18 protein-coding genes are annotated in these 26,021 nt (G+C 35.6%); 14 read left to right on the top strand and 4 right to left on the bottom strand.

Annotated features, from left to right (window positions below; translation table 11 throughout):
- The first annotated feature begins 11 nt into the window (after window positions 1-11).
- The 10 genes from EKM03_RS01560 (at window position 12) to EKM03_RS01605 (ending at window position 15,878) form a co-directional block, all read left to right on the top strand.
- Entirely contained in the window at window positions 12-1,169 is a 1,158-nt protein-coding gene (locus tag EKM03_RS01560; protein WP_126739766.1) for a homogentisate 1,2-dioxygenase, read from the top strand.
- Window positions 1,170-1,375: 206 nt separating this feature from the next.
- Window positions 1,376-2,536 carry a 4-hydroxyphenylpyruvate dioxygenase gene (gene hppD, locus EKM03_RS01565; protein ID WP_126457633.1) on the top strand — a complete coding sequence of 387 codons (1,161 nt, stop codon included), beginning with the start codon at window positions 1,376-1,378 and terminating at the stop codon, window positions 2,534-2,536.
- A gap of 292 nt (window positions 2,537-2,828) precedes the next feature.
- A complete protein-coding gene (locus EKM03_RS01570) occupies window positions 2,829-3,599 on the top strand; it encodes a DUF3108 domain-containing protein (RefSeq protein ID WP_126457632.1) in 771 nt (256 codons plus the stop codon).
- On the top strand, window positions 3,599-4,534 hold the full coding sequence (locus tag EKM03_RS01575) for a tryptophan 2,3-dioxygenase family protein (protein ID WP_126554032.1): 936 nt from the start codon (window positions 3,599-3,601) through the stop codon (window positions 4,532-4,534). The genes EKM03_RS01570 and EKM03_RS01575 overlap by 1 nt, the downstream gene beginning before the upstream one ends.
- 22 nt (window positions 4,535-4,556) lie before the next feature.
- Window positions 4,557-5,777, top strand: a complete 1,221-nt coding sequence (locus EKM03_RS01580; RefSeq protein WP_126457630.1) for a peptidoglycan DD-metalloendopeptidase family protein — start codon at window positions 4,557-4,559, stop codon at window positions 5,775-5,777.
- A 188-nt stretch (window positions 5,778-5,965) separates the two neighbouring features.
- Window positions 5,966-7,609 carry a glucose-6-phosphate isomerase gene (gene pgi / locus EKM03_RS01585; protein ID WP_126554030.1) on the top strand — a complete coding sequence of 548 codons (1,644 nt, stop codon included), beginning with the start codon at window positions 5,966-5,968 and terminating at the stop codon, window positions 7,607-7,609.
- Window positions 7,610-7,988: 379 nt separating this feature from the next.
- A complete protein-coding gene (locus tag EKM03_RS01590; protein WP_126563585.1) occupies window positions 7,989-11,225 on the top strand; it encodes a carboxypeptidase regulatory-like domain-containing protein in 3,237 nt (1,078 codons plus the stop codon).
- A 261-nt stretch (window positions 11,226-11,486) separates the two neighbouring features.
- Window positions 11,487-14,780: a TonB-dependent receptor gene (locus EKM03_RS01595; RefSeq protein ID WP_126739767.1), complete on the top strand. Its 3,294-nt coding sequence runs from the start codon at window positions 11,487-11,489 to the stop codon at window positions 14,778-14,780.
- Window positions 14,781-14,876: 96 nt separating this feature from the next.
- Entirely contained in the window at window positions 14,877-15,311 is a 435-nt protein-coding gene (locus EKM03_RS01600) for a hypothetical protein (RefSeq protein ID WP_126739768.1), read from the top strand.
- An 84-nt stretch (window positions 15,312-15,395) separates the two neighbouring features.
- A complete protein-coding gene (locus EKM03_RS01605; RefSeq protein ID WP_126563586.1) occupies window positions 15,396-15,878 on the top strand; it encodes a septal ring lytic transglycosylase RlpA family protein in 483 nt (160 codons plus the stop codon).
- A 1-nt stretch (window position 15,879) separates the two neighbouring features.
- Here the strand turns inward: EKM03_RS01605 and EKM03_RS01610 are convergent, their stop codons facing one another.
- Entirely contained in the window at window positions 15,880-16,347 is a 468-nt protein-coding gene (locus tag EKM03_RS01610; RefSeq protein WP_126457624.1) for a CYTH domain-containing protein, read from the bottom strand.
- A 422-nt stretch (window positions 16,348-16,769) separates the two neighbouring features.
- Here EKM03_RS01610 and EKM03_RS01615 point away from each other — a divergent pair, with 422 nt between their 5' ends.
- The 3 genes from EKM03_RS01615 to EKM03_RS01625 all read left to right on the top strand — a co-directional run bounded on the left by EKM03_RS01615 (window position 16,770) and on the right by EKM03_RS01625 (window position 20,601).
- Window positions 16,770-18,854 (top strand): site-specific recombinase, encoded by a 2,085-nt coding sequence (locus EKM03_RS01615; RefSeq protein ID WP_233584044.1) that lies wholly within the window; start codon window positions 16,770-16,772, stop codon window positions 18,852-18,854.
- A gap of 54 nt (window positions 18,855-18,908) precedes the next feature.
- On the top strand, window positions 18,909-19,991 hold the full coding sequence (dinB, locus tag EKM03_RS01620) for a DNA polymerase IV (protein ID WP_126554018.1): 1,083 nt from the start codon (window positions 18,909-18,911) through the stop codon (window positions 19,989-19,991).
- Between the two features lie 94 nt (window positions 19,992-20,085).
- A complete protein-coding gene (locus EKM03_RS01625; protein ID WP_126739769.1) occupies window positions 20,086-20,601 on the top strand; it encodes a PAS domain-containing protein in 516 nt (171 codons plus the stop codon).
- A gap of 60 nt (window positions 20,602-20,661) precedes the next feature.
- Here the strand turns inward: EKM03_RS01625 and EKM03_RS01630 are convergent, their stop codons facing one another.
- Both EKM03_RS01630 and lepA read right to left on the bottom strand, forming a co-directional pair.
- Complete coding sequence (locus tag EKM03_RS01630; RefSeq protein WP_126739770.1) at window positions 20,662-21,432, bottom strand: Bax inhibitor-1/YccA family protein; 771 nt, start codon at window positions 21,430-21,432, stop codon at window positions 20,662-20,664.
- Between the two features lie 181 nt (window positions 21,433-21,613).
- On the bottom strand, window positions 21,614-23,410 hold the full coding sequence (lepA, locus tag EKM03_RS01635; protein WP_126452060.1) for a translation elongation factor 4: 1,797 nt from the start codon (window positions 23,408-23,410) through the stop codon (window positions 21,614-21,616).
- A 294-nt stretch (window positions 23,411-23,704) separates the two neighbouring features.
- Here lepA and dusB point away from each other — a divergent pair, with 294 nt between their 5' ends.
- A complete protein-coding gene (gene dusB, locus EKM03_RS01640; RefSeq protein ID WP_126457620.1) occupies window positions 23,705-24,697 on the top strand; it encodes a tRNA dihydrouridine synthase DusB in 993 nt (330 codons plus the stop codon).
- Window positions 24,698-24,819: 122 nt separating this feature from the next.
- Here dusB and EKM03_RS01645 read toward each other — a convergent pair whose 3' ends face one another.
- Complete coding sequence (locus EKM03_RS01645) at window positions 24,820-26,019, bottom strand: FtsX-like permease family protein (protein WP_126554014.1); 1,200 nt, start codon at window positions 26,017-26,019, stop codon at window positions 24,820-24,822.
- Window positions 26,020-26,021: the final 2 nt, after the last annotated feature.

The raw sequence follows: 26,021 nt of genomic DNA on the forward strand, positions 1-26,021 counted from the left end.
GCAAAAAAATCATGCCTTTATACCATAAATTGGGGAAATTTCCCCAAAAAAGACATACTCAATTTGAAAAGCCTACAGGTGGTTTGTATTACGAACAGCTTTTTGGAACGGAAGGTTTTCATGGCCATTCCTCATTACTATATCACGTTCACAGACCAACACAGGTAAAGGAAATTTTAAAATCCTATTCAGTAGAACCAAAAATTGCCATTGGAAAAAACATCAAATCATTACTTTTAAAAGGTTTTGAGTTAAAGCCGGAGAACGATTTTCTGGACAGTCGTAAAGCCATGTTGATCAATAAAGATTGTATCATAGGATTAGCCGCACCCAGACAATCATTACGCAGTTATTTCTATAAAAATGCCGATGCCGATGAAATGATTTTCATTCATAAAGGGAAAGGAAAATTGCGCACCATGATGGGAAATATTTCTTTCGAATATGGAGATTACTTGATTATTCCACGTGGAATGATTTACCAAATTGATTTTGAAACTTCGGAAAATAGATTGTTTTACGTCGAATCATTTGCTCCTTTTTACACGCCAAAACGCTATAAAAATGAATCAGGTCAACATCTAGAACATTCTCCATTTTGCGAGCGCGACTTTATTTTGCCAACAGAATTAGAAACGCACGATGAAAAAGGTGATTTTCTAATAAAAATCAAGAAAGAAGGAATGATGCATGAATTCGTTTATGCCACACATCCCTTTGATGTAGTAGGTTGGGACGGTTATAATTTTCCATACGGATTTAGTATTCATAATTTCGAACCTATAACAGGTCGGGTACACCAGCCACCACCAGTGCATCAGACTTTTGAAACTTCAACTTTTGTTGTTTGTTCGTTCTGTCCGCGATTGTACGATTACCATCCAAAATCCATTCCTGCGCCTTACAATCACAGTAATATAGATAGTGATGAGGTTTTGTATTATGTAGATGGGGATTTCATGAGTCGCAACAATATAGAGCAAGGTCACATTACACTACATCCAAAAGGGATTCCTCACGGACCGGCGCCAGGTGCTATGGAACGCAGCATTGGTCATACAGAAACCCACGAATTAGCGGTTATGGTTGATACCTTTCGTCCCTTAATGGTCACCGAAGAAGCGATGGGATTGGACGACGGTCAATATTACAAATCTTGGGTCGAGTAATTAGAAGCTATTTCCTGCTGTACGCTTTATCTTTTCCTGGCTAAAGAAGCCAGAAAAAGGTAATTGCGAGAGCAATTCGACCATCAGGGCTAGGGCTTTAGAGTAAACAACAACATAATTTTAAATTAATACATCCGTGTACATCTGTTTTATCCGCGTCAACCGCGTTCCAAAACTAGAGATGCCGAATCAAAAAATAAATCACAATGAGCAAAGAAGTAAAATCAGTAGAATACGGACTCGAAAAAATATTTGAAGGAGCACAAGATTTCCTTCCGTTATTAGGAACCGATTATGTAGAATTCTACGTAGGAAATGCAAAACAATCCGCACATTATTATAAAACGGCTTTTGGGTATCAGTCTTTGGCGTATGCAGGATTAGAAACCGGAGTGCGAGACAGAACGTCGTATGTGTTAAAACAAGATAAAATCCGCATTGTATTAACTACGCCATTAACACAAGATTCTCCAATACACGAACATTTAAGAAAACATGGAGACGGCGTGAAAGTTGCAGCGCTATGGGTAGAAGATGCCACCAGTGCGTACGAAGAAACCATGAAACGTGGTGCGCGCTCTTTTATGGAGCCTACGGTAGAGAAAGACGAATTTGGAGAAGTAGTACGTTCCGGAATTTACACTTACGGAGAAACGGTACATATTTTTGTAGAGCGCAAAAACTATAATGGTGTTTTCCTTCCTGGTTATAAGGAATGGAAATCCGAGTATAATCCGGAACCAACAGGATTAAAATACATTGACCACATGGTAGGAAATGTGGGTTGGAATGAAATGAATACTTGGGTTAAGTTTTATGAAGACGTGATGGGATTTGTAAATTTCCTTTCTTTTGATGACAAACAAATCAATACGGAATATTCAGCATTGATGAGTAAGGTAATGTCAAACGGAAACGGAAGAATCAAATTTCCAATCAACGAACCTGCTGAAGGAAAGAAAAAGTCACAGATTGAGGAATATCTGGACTTTTATGGTGGACCTGGAATTCAGCATATCGCAATAGCAACGGATGATATTATCAAAACCGTATCGCAATTGAAAGCCAGAGGAATTGAATTTTTGTCCGCTCCTCCACATACCTATTATGAAGCCATTCCGGAGCGATTGGGAGATCACATGAAAATGATGAAAGAAGATTTAAACGAAATCGAGAAACTAGCCATCATGGTAGATGCCGATGAAGAAGGGTATTTGTTGCAAATTTTCACAAAACCGGTGCAAGACAGGCCAACCTTATTTTTTGAAATTATACAAAGAATGGGAGCCAAAGGTTTTGGAGCGGGGAACTTTAAAGCGCTATTTGAATCAATTGAGCGAGAACAGGAATTGCGAGGAACGTTGTAAAAAAGCATTATTTTTACATATTGTGAAAAAATAACTAATAAACAACATGTTTTTTTGTAAATGTTGTGTTAAACTTTTTTTTTAACAAAAAAAAGTGGATTTGTTAACTACCTTTGCACTCGCAAAAAGGGAAGGGGTGGTTTCCTTCCTGATTTCATATAAATTTCATAGTTTATAGTTTTTTGGTTAGTTAATAGCATAAAAACTCAGTCATTATTTGACTGAGTTTTTTTGTTTTGATATATTTGGAACAAAATTTGCTAATAGAGTCAATAAACAGACAAATTAAGTGATGAAAAAACTATTCTTATTCTTTGTGTTGATTATAACAGTAAGCTTTGATTCTCCTCAGGAAGATGCTTACGGAGTGGGTGAGTGGTTCAAATTCAGGATACACTATGGAATAGTCAATGCCGGTTATGCCACGCTGGAAGTAAAAGAGGCCATTTTAAACAACAAAAAAACGTTTCATGTTGTTGGTAAAGGATACACCACGGGGATGTCTCGTTTTTTCTTTAAAGTAGATGATTTATACGAAAGCTACATTGATAAGGAAACAGGAAATCCGTACCAGTTTGTTCGAAAAATTGATGAAGGCGGCTATACTAAAAATCAAGAAGGGTTTTTTGACCAATCTACAAACAGAGTTGTTGTAAAAGATTATAAACATAAAACCGAAAAAACACTTTACATTCCAAAAAATACTCAGGATATTCTATCGGCCTTTTATTATTTAAGAAACTATCCTAGTATCGATAAATTAAAAATTGGAGAATCAGTGGCAATCGATATGTTTTTTGATGATGAAACTACTAAATTCAAGCTAAAGTTTATTGGACGAGAAAATATTACCACTAAATTTGGCGTTGTTTCAGCTATGATTTTTAGACCTTTGGTACAATCAGGACGCGTTTTCAAAGAGAAAGAAAGTCTTACTGTCTGGATTTCGGACGATGACAATAAAGTACCGCTGAGGATAAAAGCCAGTCTGGCAGTAGGGTCAATCAAGGCAGATATTGAGGGATACAGAGGATTGAAAAATCCTTTTAAAACAAAAAAATAATGAGTACTAAAGACAATTCAGAAGCTATTTTAAAAGAAATTGAGCTTAAATATGAAGCGATAAATCAAAAAACAGAAACACAGCTCGAAGGATTATTATGGTCTAAGCCAATCACCTATTGGGATTATATTCAGACAGATGCCCTGTTGAATCTTCAAATTCAGAGAACGACGCTTCCGGACGAAATGGTTTTTATCATGTATCACCAGGTTAATGAATTGATATTTAAAATGATTCTCTGGGAGATGCGGCAAATTTCCTATTGTGAAAGCATTAATACAGTATTTTTCACGGAACGATTAATGCGAATCAGCCGTTATTTTGACATGTTAACCACCTCTTTTGATATTATGGGAAATGGAATGGAAGTGGAGCAATACATGAAATTTAGAAATACACTAACTCCGGCCAGCGGCTTTCAAAGTGCGCAATACCGCTTGATAGAATTTTCATCAACAGACCTAATAAATCTGATTGATTACCGTTATAGAGATACCATTGACCGGAATACAACGTATGAGTTTGCACTGGAACATTTGTATTGGCAAGCAGCCGGAAAAGAGTATCACAGCGGTAAAAAATCATTTTTACTGGAGGAGTTTGAAAAAAAATATAAGAAGGAATTCTTAGCCCACATGGAGGAATACAACACCATTAATATTTGGCAAAAATTCAAACAATTACCGGAATCAGATCAAAAAAATCCAGAACTAATTCAAGCCATGCGTCATTATGACCATACGGTAAATATTACTTGGGTAATGCAACACCTTAATACAGCAAAAAAATATATTGATCAAAGTGGAAAAGGCGATGGAGAAGCTACTGGCGGGAGTGACTGGAAAAAATACATGCATCCAAAATATCAAAGAAGAATTTTCTTCCCGGAATTATGGAGTAGCCACGAATTAGAAAATTGGGGAGTAGAAATGTAGATTGAATAAAAAAAAACAAGATTTGAAACAAATATTTATAATTATAATAGCACTTTTTTCTTTAGTATCATGTAATAAAATGAAGGAAGTTGTGCCGGAAAAAGTAGTGAAACTTGTTCCTAAAAAGAGTGAGTTTGGGTTTGTTCTTGCTGATTTTAATATCGTTAATGATACTATAGAAAGGGGAGATACTTTTGGAACTATTATTCAAAATCAGAATATTGGGGAACGAAAAGTATATGATATTATTGCTAAAGTGAGAGATTCGTTTGATGTAAGAAGTATTAGAATCAACAGGCCTTTTACGTTGTTGAGGTCCAAGGATAAAAAACATAATTTACAGGCTTTTATTTATCAACCCGATGCGCTGAGTTATTACGTGATTGATATGCGGGACACAGCGGTAGTTGTTTATAAAAAAACCAAACCAATTACAATTAGGCGACGCACCATTGGTGGAGTTTTGAAAGAATCATTGTCGGAAACTTTAGACAATGCTAAGATTGAAGGGGCTCTAGCGAATAAAATAGCTAAAATTTACGCCTATTCAATTGATTTCATGAAACTCAAAAAAGGAGATCGTTTTGCGATAACGTTTACAGAGCGCTTTATAAATGATTCCGTTTATGACGGAGTCGAAGAACTAGAAGCTTCTTTTTTTGAATACGGAGGAAAAATTATTTACGCGTTTCCTTTTGCGCAGAACCCCAATTCAGATAAAATTCAATATTATAATGAAGAAGGGAAAACACTAAAAAATTTCTTTCTTAAGTCTCCAATAAAATTCAGTAGAATTTCGTCAAGATTTTCAAACAGTAGATTTCATCCGGTTCAGCACAGATGGAAAGCACATAAAGGAACGGATTATGCGGCGCCTCATGGCACACCTATAACCACTACGGCAAGCGGCGTTGTGGAGCAAAGTGGTTTTACTGCCGGAAACGGGAATTTTGTAAAAGTTAAACATAACGGGACCTACTCGACACAATATTTGCACATGTCAAAAATACTCGTGAGACGCGGACAACGGGTCAGTCAGGGACAGGTTATCGGTTTAGTAGGAAGCACAGGTTTGGCAACAGGGCCACATGTTTGTTATCGATTTTGGAAAAACGGAAGACAAGTAGATGCATTAAGACTTAAATTGCCTAGTGGTGAGCCGATGAATGGCGCTAATAAAAGTCGGTTTTTGACACAAATAACGCCCTTGAAATTTGAACTGGATAGTGTGGCTAACTTATAATGCAGCACTTAAAAATTAATTGAAAACAATTATTCTGTTGAAAAATACAAATACGTGGTGTGATTATACGATGGTCATTATTCATTGTATTTCCTGATAAATTGTTATATAAATGAAAACTCATTTAGCATTAAAACTAATTTCACTATTTTTACCCTATTAAAATAATACTACAAAACACATAATAAATGGCTTTAAATACCACAAATCCAACCGAAACAAGCGCTTGGAAAAAACTTGAAAAGCATTACAGCGAAATGCAAAAAGCGTCGATTCAGGAATTATTTCAATTGGACGAATCCAGAACAAAAAAATTCAATTTGAAATGGAATGATTTTTTAATTGATTATTCAAAAAATATTATTAATCAAGAAACACTTCAGTTGTTATTACAACTAGCAGATGAAGTAGGACTTAAAAGTGCTATTGCTGATTATTTTAATGGTGCAATAATTAATCAAACCGAAAATAGAGCAGTACTTCACACCGCATTGCGTGCCAAAAAATCAGCAATAATAAATGTTGATGGAAGTAATGTACTTACTGAAATTAATGAAGTAAAAAGTAAAATTAAATTATTTACCAATGAAGTAATTTCCGGCAAAAGAACAGGTTTTACAGGGAAACCGTTCACGGATGTGGTCAATATAGGCATTGGAGGCTCGGATTTAGGGCCTGTTATGGTTGTTGAGGCATTGCAATTTTATAAAAATCATTTAAATGTTCATTTTGTTTCTAATGTGGATGGGGATCATGTAAATGAAATCATAAAAAAACTAAATCCAGAAACAACGCTTTTTGTGGTTGTTTCCAAAACATTTACAACTCAAGAAACATTAACCAACTCTGAAACCATCAGAAAATGGTTTTTAAAATCGGCTACTCAAGAAGATGTGGCCAAGCATTTTGTTGCCGTTTCTACCAATATTCAAAAAGTAACAGCGTTTGGGATAAACCCAGACAACGTATTCCCTATGTGGGATTGGGTTGGAGGGAGATTCTCTTTGTGGAGTGCCGTTGGACTTACGATAAGTTTAGCCGTTGGGTACGATAATTTTGACGGCATGCTAAAAGGAGCCAATGAGATGGACGAGCATTTCAAAACTGCCGATTTTGACCAAAACATGCCGGTTACGTTAGCGTTATTGAGTATTTGGTACAACAATTTTTTTGGTGCCGAAAGTGAAGCTTTGATTCCGTACACGCAATACTTACAAAAATTAGCACCCTACTTGCAACAAGGAACAATGGAAAGCAATGGTAAAAGTGTGGGTCGGGACGGGAAACCGGTCAATTACCAAACGGGGACGATCATTTGGGGAGAGCCAGGAACGAATGCGCAACATGCCTTTTTTCAGTTAATTCACCAAGGGACAAAACTGATACCTGCAGATTTTATTGGATTTGTAACTCCTCTATACGGCGACAATGATCATCATGATAAACTAATGTCTAACTTTTTTGCACAAACAGAAGCATTAATGCATGGGAAATCAGAAGAACAAGTACAAGCTGAATTTGATACACAAGGAATTTCAGCTGATAAAGCAAAATTCCTTTTGCCATTTAAAGTTTTTACAGGTAACAAGCCTACAAACACTATTTTAATCCAAAAACTGACACCCGAAACCTTGGGTTCTTTGATAGCCTTGTATGAGCACAAGATTTTTGTACAAGGAGTGATCTGGAATATTTTTAGTTTTGACCAGTGGGGAGTTGAATTAGGAAAACAATTGGCAAATTCTATCTTGGAAGAAATTAATACAAAAACGGTTCAAACACATGACGGATCTACCACTTTTTTATTGAATCATTTTTTGAAGAATAAATAGGAGCAAATAAGCTACTGATTTTTATGATCGTATCAATTTTCATTTAAGGTTGATTACTGCTCTGTTTTTGATGGAGGTATAAAACACTAAAAGCCTTGATTTTAGCTAATTCAGGGCTTTTTAGTATTTAAGTAATTCTGGCAGAGTACTTTTTTTAAATTTGTGTTATTTTTTTTAGTATTTGCAATTGGTAATTTGGTGTGGATAATTTAATATAAAATGATTTTAATTGAATAATTTCTTTTTTTTTAATTAAAAAAAGCGAGATTATTGGTTTGAGATAAAAATTCTGTTTAAAAGAAACGATATTCTTAACGTTATGTTAACTTATTAAAGCAAAAATGTTATATTTTTGCCAAATATTAATAAACTAGACAATATGAAAAAATTTTTAAAGTTGTTTTTTGCATTAGCGTTATTATTTTGCGCTAATCCTAACCTTTACGCACAGGGAAATACAAATTCCTCTGTAAGCGGAAATGTTTATGATAACGATTCTCAAACTTTACCAGGGGCATCTATTCTTGCAGTACATACTCCTTCAGGTTCCCGTTACACTGCATCTACAGATGGGACTGGTAATTTTAGTATTTCAAACATGAGAGTAGGGGGACCTTACAAAATTACTATCACTTATGTAGGTTTCAGAAACCATGAAGAAAACGAAATTTATCTTCAATTAGGAGAAAATAAAACCTTTAAAATTGCTTTGGCTGAAGAGTCAAATCAATTGAAAGAAGTAGTAGTTAGAAGCGCAAGAGACAATACGTTTAATTCTCAAAGAACAGGAGCGCAAACAGTAATTAATTCTGATAAAATCAATTCATTACCTTCCTTATCCAGAAACATTTCTGATTTTGCAAGATTGACACCTCAGGCACAAATTCGAGGCGATGATCAATTGTCTATTGGGGGACAAAATAATAGATTCAATGCAATTTATATTGATGGAGCTGTAAGTAATGATGTTTTCGGACTAGCTGCAAACGGAACTAACGGAGGGCAAACGGGTGTAAGTCCAATTTCTGTGGATGCAATTGAGCAATTTCAAGTAAGTGTAGCTCCTTATGATGTGAAACTTTCAGGTTTTGCGGGTGGAGCAATTAGTGCAATTACGAAATCAGGAACTAATGATTTTGAAGGATCTGCCTATTTTTTCAATAGAGACGAGTCTATTTCTGCTAAAACGCCTCCTTCATTGGCAGGTGCAGACGGAAGACAAAAGTTAGCTGATTTTTCTGCGCAAACGTACGGAGTTCGTGCAGGTGGATCAATTGTCAAAGACAAATTGTTTTATTTTATCAACTATGAAAAACAAAATAATGAAACACCACAACCTTTTGATTTTGGTACCTACGCAGGAGATTCTAAATTAGCTGATATTAATGCCTTAACTGCAAAATTAGCAGGTTTTGGATATGATCCAGGTTCTTACAATAATAATGTCAGAACACTTAAGAGTGATAAAATCATTGCTAAGTTAGACTGGAACATCAGTGATAATCATAAATTATCATTTAAGCACAGTATTGTTGATGCAGAGAATTTTTCTCCTAGCCGTTCTTCTGCTACAGCAATTAGTTTTATCAATGGTAGTCAGTTATTTAAATCGACAACTAATTCAACAGCTTTAGAACTAAACTCAAGATTTAGTAATAAATTTTCTAACAATCTTGTTATTGCTTACACAACTGTAGCTGATGACAGAGACCCATCTGGAGATCCGTTTCCTACCGTTCAAATTATAGATGGTCCAGGTAGTATTTTCTTTGGTGCAGAAGCTTTTTCAACTGCAAATCTTTTAGATCAAAAAGTATTGACTATTTCTGATAATTTTGAAATCAATCTTGGAAGAAATAAAATCACGATTGGAACTCACAACGAATTTTCACAATCTAAAAACGTATTCTTTGGTAACAATTTTGGAGCTTATCGTTACTCCAAATTATCTGATTTCTTAACAGATGCAAGAGCAAATAGGTTTTTAATGAACTATTCCTTGATTGGTGGTAGTGGAGATGAGTCGCTAGGAGCAGCTGAGTTTGGTACAAAACAATTTGGTTTGTATATTCAAAATGACATGAGATTGACTGAAAATTTCAAACTTTCTTACGGAGTAAGAGTTGATATGCCGGTATGGGAAGATGGTTTAGTAAATAATGATTTTAATGTTAGAACGGTTGGGTTATTACAAGCAGCCGGTAAAAACTTGAAAGATGCCAGAGTAGGTCAAGGGATATCTAATTATGCTCATTTTGCACCGCGTTTGGGTTTTAATTATGATGTAAATGGTGCAAAATTAACTCAAATTAGAGGTGGATTTGGAGTATTTACTTCTAGGTTACCGCTAGTATGGCCAGGTGGGACATATAACAATAATGGAGTTACTCAAGGAGCGATTCAAATTACCGGAGGGACAACGCCAGTGTTCAATCCTAATCCAAGCGTTGATAGTCAAATAGCGCCGCTTCCTGCTTCTGTCCCAAGACCAGGTTCAGGTAGTACGGGCGGTAATATTGATATTTTTGCAAAAGATTTTAAATTACCACAGGTATTTAAAGCAAGTTTTGCAGTAGATCAAAAATTGCCATTAGGCTTCGTGTTTACTTCTGAAGTTACTTACAATGATAACATCAGTGCTATCACCTATGAAAATTTGAATATCAAAGCGTCTACAAGTAACTTAACTGGAGCGGATACAAGACCAACTTACAATGCAAATAATAGAGTTGATAACAAGTATCTAGGAATTTATTTGGCCTCTAATACAGATGAAGGAAAAGCTTATAATGTGTCTTTTACTTTAACTAAAAACTTTAGATCACCATTTATTGACGGTAATATTTCTGGTACATATTCCTATGGTAAGTCTACCGTTCTATTGGATGCAACCTCATCTCAAAACAGTTCTCAGTGGAATAATACTGAAACCGTTAATGGAGCTAATTTTCCAACATTGTCAAGATCTGATTTTGATCAAGGTGCAAGAGTTATTTCGAACGGAAATGTTACTTTGAAATGGAGTAAATTCACAAAATCAAGAATTGGTTTCTTCTACGAAGGAGCTCAAGGAACACCGATAAGTTATGTGTATAATGACCGTGGAAATTTGTTAAAAGATACATTCTCTAGTTCAGCATTGATTTATGTTCCTGCTGCTAAATCTGAAATTAATTTAGTAAGCACAACTAATGGCTTAACCGCTGATCAACAATGGGATGCGCTTAGTGCTTTTATCGAAGGGAATGAGTATTTAAGAAGTAGAAAAGGTGGATACGCTGAGCGTAACGGAGATCGTTTAAAAACGACTCATGTTGTCGATTTGAAATTTGCACAAGAGTTTACTATCAACGTAGGGAATAAGAAACATACCTTAGAATTTACAGCTGATATTTTCAACTTTACCAATCTTATAAATAAAAATTGGGGTAAACGTTATTTTACAAGCTTTGACCAAGTGCAATTGCTTCAGCAAGTTGGATTCTTAGCTAATGGTACCACACCAACGTTTAGATACAACCCTGCTGTAGGAAATAATGTTAACCAAGTTGATGATGTAGGTCTTAACTCGTCAAGATGGCAAATGCAAACTGGTGTTCGTTATACATTCAACTAGTTTAGCTTAAAATAATCTAACCCTCATTTCAATTTGGAATGAGGGTTTTTTTTTATAACTAAAAACCACATTTTAAGTCTTTTAAAAAAAGAATAATCTTTAATAAAAAAAATAAATACTTTGGTTTTCGATCTAAAAAGAAATAATGGTTGAGGGCGAAAAAATTGTTTTGAAATACCGTATTCTTAACAGTATGTTAACTTATTTAAGTAAAAATGTTATATTTTTGCCAAACTTTTTTAACTAAACAAAAAAACAAAAATGAAAAGAATTATTTTTATTTTGATTATTTTTTTATCAGTTGTAGGTCATTCGCAGGTCACTAGTTCTGCTATGTCTGGTACTGTTAAATCGAATGCTGGAGAGACTCTTCCAGGAGCGTCAGTTGAGGTCGTTCACACGCCTACAGGAACAAAATATTTTTCAACTACAAGTGCCAATGGAGGCTATGCAGTTCAGGGTATTAGACCAGGCGGTCCCTACACTGTAAGAGTGACTTATGTAGGCTACAAAACAACAGAAATCACGGACATTAACGCTCCTTTAGGGAATAATTTAACTGTAAATATTGTTGTAGAAGAAGAATCAAATGCGTTGAATGAAGTAATTGTTTCTACAAAATCGAAAGGGACTTTCAATAAAGGAAGAACTGGAGCATCTCAACAATTTTCTAACAGAGAAATCACTGCCGTGCCAGTAACAGGTGCACGTTCCATAAATGCAATTACTAAGTACAATGCTAATGCAGGTAGTAACGGTACTTTTGGTGGTCAGGATTCAAGATTAAACAATTTTACTATTGACGGATCTGTTTTTAATAATGGTTTTGGTTTAGGTAGTGACTCACAAGCCGGAGGAAGAACCGGTTCTACAGCTATTTCATTAGATGCTATTGAGCAATTACAAGTAAATATCGCTCCTTATGACGTACGTCAATCCGGATTTTTAGGTTCTGGAATCAATGCGGTTACCAAAAGTGGAACCAATGAAGTGGAAGGATCAATATACAATTCATTCCGAAGCAACAAAAAAGACTTCATAGGAAGTAAAGCAGGAGAAAGAACAGTAGTGCCTGGAAAATTTGAAGAAAAAATTTGGGGTGCCAGAATTGGAGCACCAATCATTAAAGATAAATTATTTTTCTTTGGGAATGTTGAAACTATAGAGAACATTAGCCCGGCTACTACTTGGACATCTACAGGTTCGCCACAAGCAAGTGCACAGGTTTCGGCTCCTACTTTTGCACAAATGCAAACACTTTCTACTTTTTTGCAAGATAAATTTAATTATACCACAGGACCATGGGAAAACTATGATGCTGAAAGAATTTCAAAAAAATTCCTAGCCAGACTGGACTGGAATATTAATGATAATCATCAATTGACCGCTCGTTATGTTTTTCATAACTCTAATTCTGATGAGTTAACTTCAAACTCTAATTCATTAGGTTTTGGAAACAGAAGAACAAGTCCGTTAGCAATGTCTTTTAAAAACAGCGGATATGTAATTCAGGATAATACGAGATCAGTAGTCTTAGAATTGAATAGTAAATTAAGCAATTCTTGGTACAATAACTTTATTGCAGGTTACGATAAGCAAATTGAAGACAGAGCATTACAAGGTGGTGGTTTGTTTCCAACAATTGATATCTTAAACGGTTCAAACACATTTATTTCGGCAGGTTTAGATCCGTTCACTCAAGGAAATAAACTTTCGTATTCTACATTACATTTTACAAATAATTTGACTAAAACCATAGGAAAACATTCTTTATTGTTTGGTGCTAACTTTGAGTACTTCAAATCAAGCAACTTGTTTTTCTCTGGTTCAAATGGTGTTTACACTTTTAATTCACTTTCTGACTTTTATGCAGCAGCTAATCAGTCTGCAAACACAGGTGGCATTCCATCAACAACGGCACTTCCTGCACGTCTTCAATTCAGATATTCTGCATTGCCAGGTGCTCAAGAGCCATTACAAATCTTCAAGTCAAACAAATTAGATTTGTACACGCAAGATGAAATGAAATTGAGCGATAGATTTAAATTAACAGTAGGTCTTCGTGCCACAGCTGTTTGGTTTGCTGATACAGCTCTTGAGAATCCTGCAGTTACTGCATTAACTTTTGGACAAGGCCAAAAATTTAATACAGGAGAAATGCCTGATACACAGTATTTGTTTGAGCCAAGAGTTGGTTTCAACTTAGACTTAAATGGCGATGCAACGACGCAACTTCGTGGAGGTAGTGGTGTTTTTACAGGAAGAGCACCTTCAGTTTATTTATCTAATGCAATTGGTAATAATGGAGTGCTTACAGGTTTTGTTGATGTAAGTGGCACTGCATTGGCTTCTGGTGGGTATGGTTTTACTCCAAACCCAAATGATTATTTTATTCCGGATACCCCAACGCTTCCTACTACTTTTGAATTGGCTTTCACCGATAAAAAATTTAAGTTTCCGCAAGTTTGGAAAACTAATATAGCGGTTGATCAAAAACTTCCTTTTGGTTTTGTAGGTACAGTAGAAGGGATTTTTCAAAGAAATATTAATGCGATACATTATTATAATGCTAATTTTGATGCGCCAGTTGGAACTTTCAGCGGTCCGGATAACAGACCAAGATATGCTCGTACCGATGCAGGTGTTCGTGTTAATGATAATGTTTCCAGTGCCGTTGTTTTAACAAACACGGACAAAGGATATTTTTATTCTTCAACCTTTAAATTAGAGTATCCATACAAAAAAGGGCTATGGGGATCGTTTGCATACACGTATTCAAGTGCTAATGATTTGTTATCTCCGGGTTCTATTGCTTCTGGTTCGTGGACGGGCGCTAGATCTGTAAATGGAAATAACGACTTACCTTTAGCATTGTCTAACAATAATACACCACATAGATTAGTTGGTATTTTAGGATACAAAATTGAATACGGTAAAAATGTAGGGGCGGCAACTTCAATCAATTTAGGATACATTGGAGAACAATCCGGACCGTTTTCCTATTCTTACGGGGGTGATATGAATGGTGACAGAGTAAATAACAATGACTTGATTTATGTCCCTAAAAATGCAAATGAAATTCGTTTTCAATCACTTTCAGTAACAAATGGGACTGTGACAACAGTCTACACTGAAGCGCAACAACAACAAGCTTACGAATCCTATATCAATCAAGATGATTACCTTTCTACTAGAAGAGGGCAGTATGCAGAGAGAAATGGAGGAGTTTTACCTATGCTACATAGATTAGATTTATCAGCAACTCAAGATTTTTATATTACAATTGCGGGTAAAAAGAATAATTTTCAATTCAGAGCTGATATCCTGAACTTTACTAATTTCATTAATAAAGATTGGGGAGTTACACAACGAGTTACAAATACAAATGTTTTGAACTACAGAACAACGACTACGAATGTTCCTTTTTATCAATTAGCGACTCAAGTAGAAGCTAACGGAACTCGAGTTTTAATAAAAGACACTTTTCAAAAAAATGCTTCAACTTTTGATGTTTGGCAAGCACAATTTACACTTAGATACATTTTTGGTAAGTAGGAGTAATTTAAGTGTTTGAATATTTAAAACCACGTTGAAAAACGTGGTTTTTTTATGCCTTTTTTGCTTATATTTGTTAAAACAAAAATATTATTTATGGACGATTTTATTCAAAAATTTCATTCTGGCTGGGCTTATCTGGCACTTTTAGTTTTAGTGGTGGCTGTGGTTAATTCTTTGATAGGGATGTTTTCTAAAAAAGAATTTACTTCCAAAGACAGAAAGATAGCGCTGTTTGGCTTAATAGCAATACACACTCAATTAGTAGTAGGTGTACTTTTATACTTTGTGTCTCCCAATGGTTTGAATATGATAAAAGCCGTTGGAATGGGTGGGCTGACAACGGAAAGCCGATTGTTGGCTTTAGAACATCCTTTGATCAATATAATAGCAATTGTCTTGATTACTATTGGGTGGTCAAAACACAAAAAAGTAACTACAAGCGAATCTAAATTTAAAACATTTTCTATTTTTTATGGTTTAGGATTAGTGCTTATTTTAAGCCGAATCCCATGGAAAATATGGTTTTAAAAAAAACCGTGAAAGCTCTAGAAATAGAGCTTTTTTTATCTAGGTATGGTTTTTGTAAAATAGATTTAACTAAAAAAGACATAAATGAAAAAATCAATAACATTATTTTTTTTGTTGGCAATAATCACTTTAGCCAGTAGCCAAAGTTCCATCTCTGAAAGACAAAAAGCCACCATACAAAAAGACAGCATCAAAAAAAGTCGAACCGCAATGGAGCTGGAAGAAAAAAAAATAGACTCATTGATCTCTTCTTTAGGAAAATTTAAAATCTACAAAAAAGCCGCTCACGCATCCTATTACGCAGATAAATTCAATGGCAGAAGAACGACCAGCGGTACAAAATTTGACAATAATAAATATACCGCCGCCCACAAAAAACTGCCCTTTGGTACCAAAGTCAAAGTGACCAATGAAAAAAACGGGAAGTTCGTAATTGTAGAAATTACAGATAGAGGCCCATTTGTCAAGTCTAGAGAGATTGATCTTTCTAAACGAGCATTTATGGATATTGCAGCTAATAAAAACAGCGGAGGGCTGCAGGTAACTATAGCCGTAATGAGTAATTAGATTACCAGTTTCTAAAAGGCGAAGTGCTCAAATAAGAATTGTAATAGCGGGAGTCTCCGGTGACTTCCTTGTCCAGCCAAGCTGGTTTTTCAAAAAATTCTTCTTCAGAGTTTAATTCAATTTCTGCCACAACCAGTCCTTGATTTTCACCATGAAATTCATCTACTTCAAAAATATGAGAGCCCACTTTTATTTCAAAGCGAGTTTTATCAATAGCTCCCTTTTCACACAAAAGCAGTAATTTTTCAGCGTCACTAATGGAAATTTCTTTTTCCCACTCAAAACGGGACAGTCCGGAGGTATTAGAAATCCCCTTTATCGTCAGAAACCCCTTTTTTCCTTTTATTCGTACCCGTACCGTTCGCGCTGGCGCGGAACTCAAATAGCCCTGCGCAATATGATTTTGAGTAAAAGCAGATTCTTTATAGGAATCATCTTTGACTAAAAATTTTCTTTCTATTTCTATCATTTCAAGCGAAATTTGTTATTTTTAGTTATTTATTTTGTCAGTTCACTTGGCTCGTATCCAGATATTCATTTCAATTTTTACTCATAAATCTTTTTTCAATTTGTAAAAAATAGCGTCTTGGGTTGCTCTTTTTTAAATGAAAAATAGTTTTTTTCAATCGAAGATTTTTCATTGCTATCTGGGCTGATACCAGCAACCAAAGGTATTAAATATTTTGCTTTTGTTCCGTTTTTATCTCTTTGACAAAAGCGGAGTTTATGCTAGTTTGCTGTTTTTTATGTTCCAATTCTGTGTGTCGATTACCGATAATAGGAAGGAAATTTTGCGAATAGGTCTTTTTGTGCGTCCTTGAGCAATAATTTCAAGGATTTATTAATGAAAAATGATCAGTCTGTTCGTATTTTTACAAAAATTAAACAAAGTTGATAAAACCATTTTTTAAAAGAAAACACAAGCCAACTCCAGTGGGAGTGCTAACTGAATTTTTTGGGGAAGCAGAGTCTTGGCGTGATACAGAAGACAACCTGGAGCCTTTAGTGGAGTTAATTCGGTTGATTCGGCCTTTGCAAACAAAAAAATTGGCAACCGTGGATTTGCAGGATATTATTACTTTTTTGAAAGAAAATTATTCTTGTCGGAAACAACTTTCCCTTTATCTCAAAGAAATTCTCAAAGACATTAAGTTTAATAAAATCCTCACAGACGCAGCTATTTTACAAGATGTAGATTTTCTTTTTGAAGTCAAAAAAAGAATCTTTGCTAAGATATTGCCTTATCAACCTCAAAAAGACACTTTAGAATACATTTTCAATCAGGTTTTTTATCTAGCCAATGATGGGATTTGGGTAAATAAAATTCCAGTGGAGCAATTAGAGGAATTATACAGCCTTTTAAAATTCAAATCTATTTATGAAAGTGTAGCACCTCACTCCGTTTTATCAGAAATACTTGTTGCAATGCATCTTATTACACAACGCATCAGCGGTCGTGCCATGGAAACGGATGTGATTAAAATGGTACCTGAATTTGATGATTTTGAAAGTCCTTTTTCAGCTTTTGAAAAGGAATTGTTTCAAATAGAAGATCAAGTCCGGAGTTCTGAAAATCATTTCATCACTATAGATGATTTATCTTATTCCCAATTGATGGTTTTGCATAAGCAATGCGAAGAATTTGTGGACAGAGCTTTTCATAATAGTTCTAAATATGGCATTTCACTTCGGGTAAACCAGAATTTACTAAAAATCAGACAGCAATTAGAGCGGCTTAAATTTTTAATTCCGTTGCTGATCGTTGAAAAAGAGAGTGATAAAAAAAACAATGGGATTGTTTTAGCCTTACGTTTGATAAAATTCAATTGCTACAAGAACAATGTTAGGAAATTTATAGCCGAAAGTACACAATTAATCTCTTATGAAATTACCCAGCACACGGCTAAAACAGGTGAACATTATATCACAGAAAGTCGCAAAGAATATTTTAAAATGTTCCGTACCGCCCTAGGTGGAGGGTTTATTGTAGGTATATTATGTGTCATTAAGGTTTTGCTTGCTAGCGCTGACACTAGTTTTTTTGGGCATGCTTTTCTTTATAGTATGAATTATGCTTTTGGATTTATTGCTATTTATCTTCTGGGGTTTACTTTAGCTACAAAACAGCCAGCGATGACTGCTGCTGCCTTGATAAAAGCTCTAGAAAAAGGAGTTGCAAAACAAGGGAAGGAGGCGGAGAAATATGAAGCTTTTGCCATTCTTTTTGCACGTGTTTTCAGGTCCCAGTTTATTGCATTTTTGGGGAATGTAATTATGGCTTTTCCAGTTTCATTGCTTGGAATTTGGGCTATTGATTACTTATTCCATTATAATATTGCTGCAACTAAATGGGAAACGTTACTTATAGACATTAGTCCCATTCATTCATTAGCTATTTTTCATGCGGCAATAGCAGGATTTTTTCTGTTTTTATCTGGAATTATTTCGGGAAGTATTGCCAATAGGGATAAGCATAATCAGGTTTTTTTCCGAATAACGGAACACCCTATGTTGAAAAGAAGCTTAGGAAAAGTACGTACTTTAAAATTAGCCAAGCTGTACGAAAAAAGAGGGGCTGGAATTATTTCTAATTTTTGGTTTGGCGTTTTTATGGGAAGTACGGCTTCCGTTGGCTTGTTTTTAGGGTTGAATCTGGATATTAGACACATCACTTTCGTAAGCGGTAATCTTGCCTTAGGAGTGTATGGAGCAAATTATCAAGTAAGCAATACTATGTTGTTTTGGGGCATTTTTGGGATTGGAGTTATTGGGTTAGTGAATTTTACGGTCAGTTTTAGCCTTTCGTTGGGATTGGCGCTCCGCTCCAGGGCTATTTCTTTGTTTGAATTGCGATTTATTGCTGCTTCTATCTGGAATCATTTTAAATCCAGACCCATTAGTTTCTTTTTTCCAACGGAAAACAAAAAAAAATCAAAAGTAGTTGTCAATTATTTGAGTTCAGACGGTAAGAATTAATCAGAATGCTAGGTTCTTTGGAAGAAATCGAAGAGAATATTCAATTAGAACATTATGCAGGGATTCATTCCAGTAAGAAAAATTATTCACGTTGACATGGATGCTTTCTACGCCTCTGTGGAGCAATTGGACAATCCATTGTTGCGGGGAAAACCCATTGCAGTGGGAGGTTCAGAGAATCGAGGAGTTGTCGCTGCAGCAAGTTATGAGGCTAGGAAATTTGGCGTAAGGAGTGCCATAAGTGGCGTTATGGCTAAAAAAAACTGCCCAGAACTTATTTTTGTTACACCGAGATTTGATCGGTACAAAGAAATATCAAGAAAAATTCACAAGATTTTTTATGAATATACGGATCTAGTAGAGCCACTCTCACTCGATGAGGCGTATTTAGATGTCACTACAAATAAAAAAGGAAATCCTAGCGCCACTTTATTGGCACAGGAAATAAGACAACGCATTTTTAATGAAGTAGGTTTGACAGCTTCGGCAGGGATTTCAGTTAATAAATTTGTCGCTAAAATCGCAAGTGATTATAATAAACCCGACGGGCAGAAAACAGTCGATCCAAATGAAGTGATTGCATTTTTGGAAGAATTAGCCATTCACAAATTTCATGGGGTTGGAAAAGTAACCACCGAGAAAATGTACCAATTAGGGATTTTTACGGGAGTAGAATTAAAAAGTAAATCATTGGAGTTTCTGGAGAGACATTTTGGAAAATCAGGACATTTTTACTACAACGTAGTTAGGGGAATTCATAATAGTGAGGTTAAATCCAATCGAATCACAAAATCAGTAGCGGCAGAACATACTTTTGACGTCAACCTTTCTTCAGAAATTTTCATGATGGAGCAACTGGATCCTATTGCAAGTGCCTTAGAAAGAAGATTAAAAAAACAAACTATAGCTGGAAAAACAATCACTTTGAAAATTAAATACAGTGATTTTACCCAACAAACCCGCAGTAAAACCTTGCCTTATTTTATATCTGGCAAAGGACTGATTCTAGAGGTTGTGAAAGAACTTTTGTACCAAGAGCGCATGAAGGATTCCGTTCGTTTGCTGGGGATTTCTCTAAGCAATTTGAATACAGAGCAGAAAAAATTTGTTGTGGTGCAGCTGAAATTTGATTTCTAATGGAGAATGAAGGAGTTCAACAATGGTTAAAATCTGAAATTTGTAATTTTATCTTTGTGAATAAAATTACATTTGGTTCATTAAATTATGTGTTATGAGCAATTTTAAAGAATATGAAGACGCTATTGCGATGTATCACAGCGCTTTAAGTATTAAGACGGTTCCTGTTTGTTCTTGGGATTTTCATAATGAATTTTTGAGTTCAGTCAAGAATGTTTTTTTGGATTTAAACAAGCTAAACTCAATTGCTTTGCAAAATAAATGGTCAAAAAATGATTGGGATCTCAATAGTAGCCTGAAAGAAGAGGTTGTTATTGTTACGGATGTAAAATTGAATATTATATTTGCTTCACACAACATGAAAAAAATGAACGGCTATGCAGAATCCGAAGTTTTGGGAAAAAGCCCTAAGATTTTTCAAGGGAAAGCAACGAGCAAGAGTACTTCAAGTGAAATTCGTACGGCAATAGTAGAGCAGAAACCTTTTGAAAAAACAGTGTTGAATTATAAAAAAAATGGGACTATTTATGTTTGTTTCATAAAAGGGTTTCCTGTTTTCAACAATAAAGGGCTTTTAAGTCATTACATTGCTTTTGAGAAAGCAGCATAAAAAGAGTGACTCTTTTACACTTTAAAAGGTTCACTCTTTTTTATACAGCTATTAGCACGATTAGTTTTTACTGTTTAATTTTGAGAGCAATCTTAAAAATTCAATATACAGCCAAACAAGGGTGATCATTAACCCCATGGCACCATACCATTCCATGTATTTTGGCATTTTTTGTTCTGATCCTTTTTCGATGCGGTCAAAATCCAAAAACAGATTTAAAGCAGCAATCACAATTACAAAAACACTGATTCCAATACTCATCCATGAGCCGCCATAATGCACGGGCACAAAACTGGTGAACATTGAAAATACCCAAGATATAAGATAATACGTAGCAATTGCCAATGTTGCAGCCACAACTACCGATTTGAATTGTTCTGTTACCTTCACAATTTTATATTTATATAATCCCAGACAAATCATGAAGGTTACAAATGTAGCTCCTACGGCCTGAATGACAATTCCAGGATACATTGCTTCAAATATTGCTGAAATTCCACCAATAAATAAGCCCTCAAAAAGTGCGTAACCAGGGGCTAAATAGGGGGAATATTGAGGTTTAAACGCTGAAATTACCACTAGAATAAGTCCTACTACTGCACCGCCAATTGCTGGAACCATTGGGTTCATCCCATTAAAGGTCAACCACCATATTACCATAGCCGAAGCTGTAAGTAGTAAAAATAAAATCAAACTTTTATTTATGGTTCCTGACAAGGTCATCTCGTCATTATAATCAAGAATTGTGGTTTGATGTACTTGATCATTTTTTGAAACTGCAGTAGAAAAAGTTTTAGTATTTAAAAATGGATTTTTAGAATTAAAATTCATAATTGTTATATTTTTTTGTTATTCAAATATACGCTTTTGTTCCTATGTCTCTTTTGTTGCTGAACGCCAAAGCAAACAACCAATTTGGTATTTAAATGTGGCATGAAATACCTAGTTCACTCCTCTAAAAAAACCGGTACTATCGTCAGGGTAATTAATGACGAGAAAAAACGTCGGGTCATTAATCATTCAACTTCAAAACAGCCATGAACGCTTCTTGCGGAATTTCAACATTTCCAACCAATCTCATTCGTTTTTTACCTTTTTTCTGTTTTTCCAATAATTTACGTTTACGGGAAATATCTCCACCATAACACTTAGCGGTAACGTCTTTACGCAATGCTTTTATTGTTTCGCGAGAAATAACTTTTACCCCAATAGCCGCTTGAACAGGAATATCAAATTGTTGGCGCGGAATCAATTCTTTCAGTTTTTCACACATTTTTTTTCCTATTTGATATGCGTTGTCGGCATGCATCAAGGAGGATAATGCATCCACAATCGTTGCGTTCAATAAGATGTCTACTTTCACTAAATTAGAAGTTCGCAACCCAATTGGCGTATAATCAAAGGAAGCATATCCTTTAGAAACGGTTTTCAAACGGTCGTAAAAATCAAATACAATTTCTGCCAATGGCATATCAAAAGTCAACTCTACACGTTCCGTAGTCAAATAGGTCTGATTCGTAATCAACCCACGTTTTTCAATACACAAACTCATTACATTTCCAACATAATCCGATTTGGTGATGATGGTTGCCTTAATAAAAGGCTCTTCCACGTGGTCTAAACGGGAGGGCTCGGGCAGGTCCGAAGGATTGTTTACGATAAGTGGAGTTGTTGGATCCTTTTTGGTGTAAGCCAAATAAGAAACGTTGGGAACCGTGGTAATCACTGTCATGTTGAATTCACGCTCCAAACGCTCTTGGATAATTTCCATGTGTAACATTCCTAAGAATCCACAACGGAAACCAAATCCCAAAGCAGCTGAACTTTCCGGTAAAAATACTAATGAAGCATCATTCAACTGCAATTTTTCCATAGAGTTTCGCAACTCCTCATAATCTTCCGTATCCACAGGATAAATTCCTGCAAAAACCATTGGTTTCACCTCTTCAAATCCTTTAATTATATTCGTTGTTGGCGTTTTCGCATCTGTCAATGTATCACCTACCTTTACTTCTTTCGCTTCTTTAATTCCAGAAATTAAATACCCAACATCACCGGCTGAAATCACTTGTTTCGGAACTTGGTTTAATTTTAAAGTCCCAATCTCGTCTGCAAAATATTCGTTTCCGGTAGCCATGAATTTTATCTTCTGACCTTTTTTAATCTGACCATTTTTTACACGGAAAATAACTTCGATTCCTCGAAATGGATTGTAATGCGAGTCAAAAATCAAGGCTTGTAATGGCTCATCAACACTTCCTTTTGGAGGAGGAATTCGATCGATGATCGCTGCTAAAATATTTTCGACACCAAAACCAGTTTTACCCGATGCATGAATAATATCCTCTAATTTACATCCAAGTAAATCAATAATATCGTCACTTACTTCCTCTGGATTCGCGCTTGGTAAATCTACTTTGTTCAAAACCGGAATAATTTCCAAGTCATTTTCTAAAGCCAAATATAAATTCGAAATCGTTTGTGCCTGAATGCTTTGTGCTGCATCTACAATCAAAAGTGCGCCTTCACAAGCGGCAATCGACCGAGAAACTTCGTACGAAAAATCCACGTGTCCAGGAGTGTCAATCAAGTTCAAGATGTATTCTTGTCCTTTATACGTATATTCCATCTGAATCGCGTGACTCTTAATCGTAATCCCACGTTCACGTTCTAGATCCATGTTGTCCAGCAATTGCGCTTTTTCCTCACGAGCGGTAACGGTTTGTGTAGCGCCAAGTAATCGGTCAGCAAGCGTGCTTTTCCCGTGGTCAATATGTGCAATAATACAAAAATTCCGTATGTGTTTCATTTTCTGTTGATATCAAATTTATTTGGGTTTACCCTGATTTTTTTTCAGGGCGTGACCACAAGGGTCGGGCTTTCCGCTACAATCTTTTCCTTTTTTAAAGAAAAAAGGAAAAGGATTTTCACTGCAATCCCTCACGCAATCGCCAAACAGCGACTATTAATCTGCAAATATAAGCTAAATTCAACAGTTTCAAAGTCCCGAATTCGTAAACCAACACCTTTAATACGAAGTCTTTCTCCTTTCTTCTTTTATCCTTTCAGCTAAATGTCGTAATTTTGCAAAAAAATAAGGACGATGATCAAGATTGGCAACATAATATTACCCGAATTCCCTTTACTTCTCGCACCAATGGAAGATGTGAGTGATCCGCCTTTTCGCAGATTGTGTAAAGCGCACGGTGCCGATATGATGTATTCAGAATTTATTTCTTCCGAAGGATTGATTCGGGACGCCATCAAAAGCCGCATGAAATTAGACATCTTTGATTACGAACGCCCCGTTGGGATTCAGATTTTTGGTGGAGACGAAGAAGCGATGGCCATGTCCTCTAAAATTGTGTCTGCCGTAAACCCGGATTTAATCGATATTAATTTTGGTTGCCCTGTCAAAAAAGTCGTTTGCAAAGGAGCCGGAGCCGGCGTTCTTAAAGATGTAGATTTAATGATTCGCCTGACTAAAGCCGTTATTGATAGTACCCATTTGCCGGTAACCGTAAAAACCCGTTTGGGTTGGGACGATAACTCCATTAATATTGATGAAGTAGCAGAGCGTTTGCAAGATATTGGGGTTGCCGCTTTGAGCATACACGCCAGAACTCGTGCCCAAATGTACAAAGGCCATTCCGATTGGTCGCATATTGCCCGAGTTAAAAATAATCCAAGAATCACGATGCCTATTTTTGGTAATGGCGACATTGATTCTCCGGAAAAAGCATTGCAATATAAAAATGAATATGGTATCGATGGCATTATGATTGGTCGTGCTGCCATTGGTTATCCTTGGATTTTTGACGAAATCAAACATTACTTTAAAACGGGAGAACATTTGCCAAAACCTACCGTTATTGATAGAGTCGAAGCAGTTCGAAATCACCTTACTTGGGCCATGGAATGGAAAGGAGAAAGATTAGGAATTGTGGAAACAAGACCACATTACACCAATTATTTCAAAGGAATTCATTCTTTTAAACCCCACAAACAAAAATTAGTAACGCTGGACCGCCCTGAAGAATTATTCGCTGCTTTGAATGAAATCGAAGAAGCGTATGCGGGATATGAGTTGGTTTAAGCAGTATATATTAATCAACTTCTACCGCCAATTCGCTAATTTATAATAGCTTATTAATTAAACATCTTTGCTAAATCTAAAGAGTAATTTTTTTAAAAATTAGCGAATTAGCGGTAAAAAACTTACTCCAATAACTTCTTACTCACGCGACTACTTGCAATCAAGGATGCAATAAAGCCAAGCGTAATAATCGTCCCCATAACAATAAGTACATTTTCGAGAGAGAAAATCACAGGATAAGCCAGTGTAGGAGTAATCATTACAAGCTGAAGATGTTCTTGAAGTAGTACAATTATAATCCCTAAGGTTAGCCCAATAATTCCGCCAAAAACACTCAATAAAGTCCCTTGAAGCAGGAATATTTTTCGCAAATTTTTGATTTCAGTTCCCAAATTAAAAAGGGTTTTTAGATTCCCTTTTTTGTCTAAAATCATCATAATTAACGCGCCAATCAAGTTGAATAGTGCCACAACAATTACCAGAGTAAAGATTAAATAAACAACGATATTCTCGGTATTCAACATTTTGTAGAGCGAGTCGTTAAGTTGAGCCCTATTTTTTACGGTGATTTTATTCTTAAAAATAGTTTGAAGTTGATTTATAATAGCAGTTTCATCAGCACCAGTTTTTGCTTTGATTTCAATCCCGGAAACCTGATTGGTTTTGTATTCCAATAGTTCCTGCGCTAAACCCAAATCAGCAAAAACATATTTAGAATCTAAATCTTCGCTAATGGCGTAAATACCAACAGGAATTATATCCGTTTTGTTAAAGGCCTGTTCTTGATTTTCAATCGTGCCTTTTCCAGCTTTAGGCACCATTACTTCCAAATGATTATTAAAATCCAATAATCCCATCGAGAATTTCTGAGCAATTCCATACCCAACAACTACTTGATAGGTGTCAGGTTTAAACCATTGCCCATTGAAAAGTTTGGATTCAATAGCATTTACTTTGCTAAAATTAGCATCAACCCCTTTTAAGTACGTAACTTGTTGTTTTCCGTCAAAAGTAAATAAAACACGCTCTTCGATGATTTTGGTATACCAAGCAAGACCGTCTATTTTTTTGATTTGGCTTTCCTGATTGGGAGAAATCAAAAAGGATTTTCCTAAAGTGCTGCTTATTTTTAAATCCGGATCGATGTCATTGGTAAACGAAAGACTAAATACTTTTAGCCCGCTAAAAACGGATAAAACAACAAACAAAGCCATTGCACCAACAATAATTCCCATGCTGGCAATGCGATTGATGATGTTTATAGCATTGTTTTTACTATTGCTGAGGATGTATCGTTTGGCTATGTAGAGGGAGAAATTCAAAC

This window comes from Flavobacterium sp. GSP6 (assembly GCF_003984855.1).
Lineage (GTDB): Bacteria > Bacteroidota > Bacteroidia > Flavobacteriales > Flavobacteriaceae > Flavobacterium.

What these genes read in the sequence shown, in the direction of transcription:
- EKM03_RS01575 (WP_126554032.1), top strand. Translation starts at nt 3,599, where the DNA reads ATGAGTACTAAAGACAATTCAGAAGCTATTTTAAAAGAAATTGAGCTT.
- EKM03_RS01570 (WP_126457632.1), top strand. Translation starts at nt 2,829, where the DNA reads ATGAAAAAACTATTCTTATTCTTTGTGTTGATTATAACAGTAAGCTTT.
- EKM03_RS01630 (WP_126739770.1), bottom strand. Translation starts at nt 21,432, where the DNA reads ATGAATTTTAATTCTAAAAATCCATTTTTAAATACTAAAACTTTTTCT.
- EKM03_RS01590 (WP_126563585.1), top strand. Translation starts at nt 7,989, where the DNA reads ATGAAAAAATTTTTAAAGTTGTTTTTTGCATTAGCGTTATTATTTTGC.
- hppD (WP_126457633.1), top strand. Translation starts at nt 1,376, where the DNA reads ATGAGCAAAGAAGTAAAATCAGTAGAATACGGACTCGAAAAAATATTT.
- EKM03_RS01595 (WP_126739767.1), top strand. Translation starts at nt 11,487, where the DNA reads ATGAAAAGAATTATTTTTATTTTGATTATTTTTTTATCAGTTGTAGGT.
- EKM03_RS01600 (WP_126739768.1), top strand. Translation starts at nt 14,877, where the DNA reads ATGGACGATTTTATTCAAAAATTTCATTCTGGCTGGGCTTATCTGGCA.
- dusB (WP_126457620.1), top strand. Translation starts at nt 23,705, where the DNA reads ATGATCAAGATTGGCAACATAATATTACCCGAATTCCCTTTACTTCTC.
- EKM03_RS01625 (WP_126739769.1), top strand. Translation starts at nt 20,086, where the DNA reads ATGAGCAATTTTAAAGAATATGAAGACGCTATTGCGATGTATCACAGC.
- lepA (WP_126452060.1), bottom strand. Translation starts at nt 23,410, where the DNA reads ATGAAACACATACGGAATTTTTGTATTATTGCACATATTGACCACGGG.
- EKM03_RS01605 (WP_126563586.1), top strand. Translation starts at nt 15,396, where the DNA reads ATGAAAAAATCAATAACATTATTTTTTTTGTTGGCAATAATCACTTTA.
- EKM03_RS01560 (WP_126739766.1), top strand. Translation starts at nt 12, where the DNA reads ATGCCTTTATACCATAAATTGGGGAAATTTCCCCAAAAAAGACATACT.
- EKM03_RS01610 (WP_126457624.1), bottom strand. Translation starts at nt 16,347, where the DNA reads ATGATAGAAATAGAAAGAAAATTTTTAGTCAAAGATGATTCCTATAAA.
- dinB (WP_126554018.1), top strand. Translation starts at nt 18,909, where the DNA reads ATGCAGGGATTCATTCCAGTAAGAAAAATTATTCACGTTGACATGGAT.
- pgi (WP_126554030.1), top strand. Translation starts at nt 5,966, where the DNA reads ATGGCTTTAAATACCACAAATCCAACCGAAACAAGCGCTTGGAAAAAA.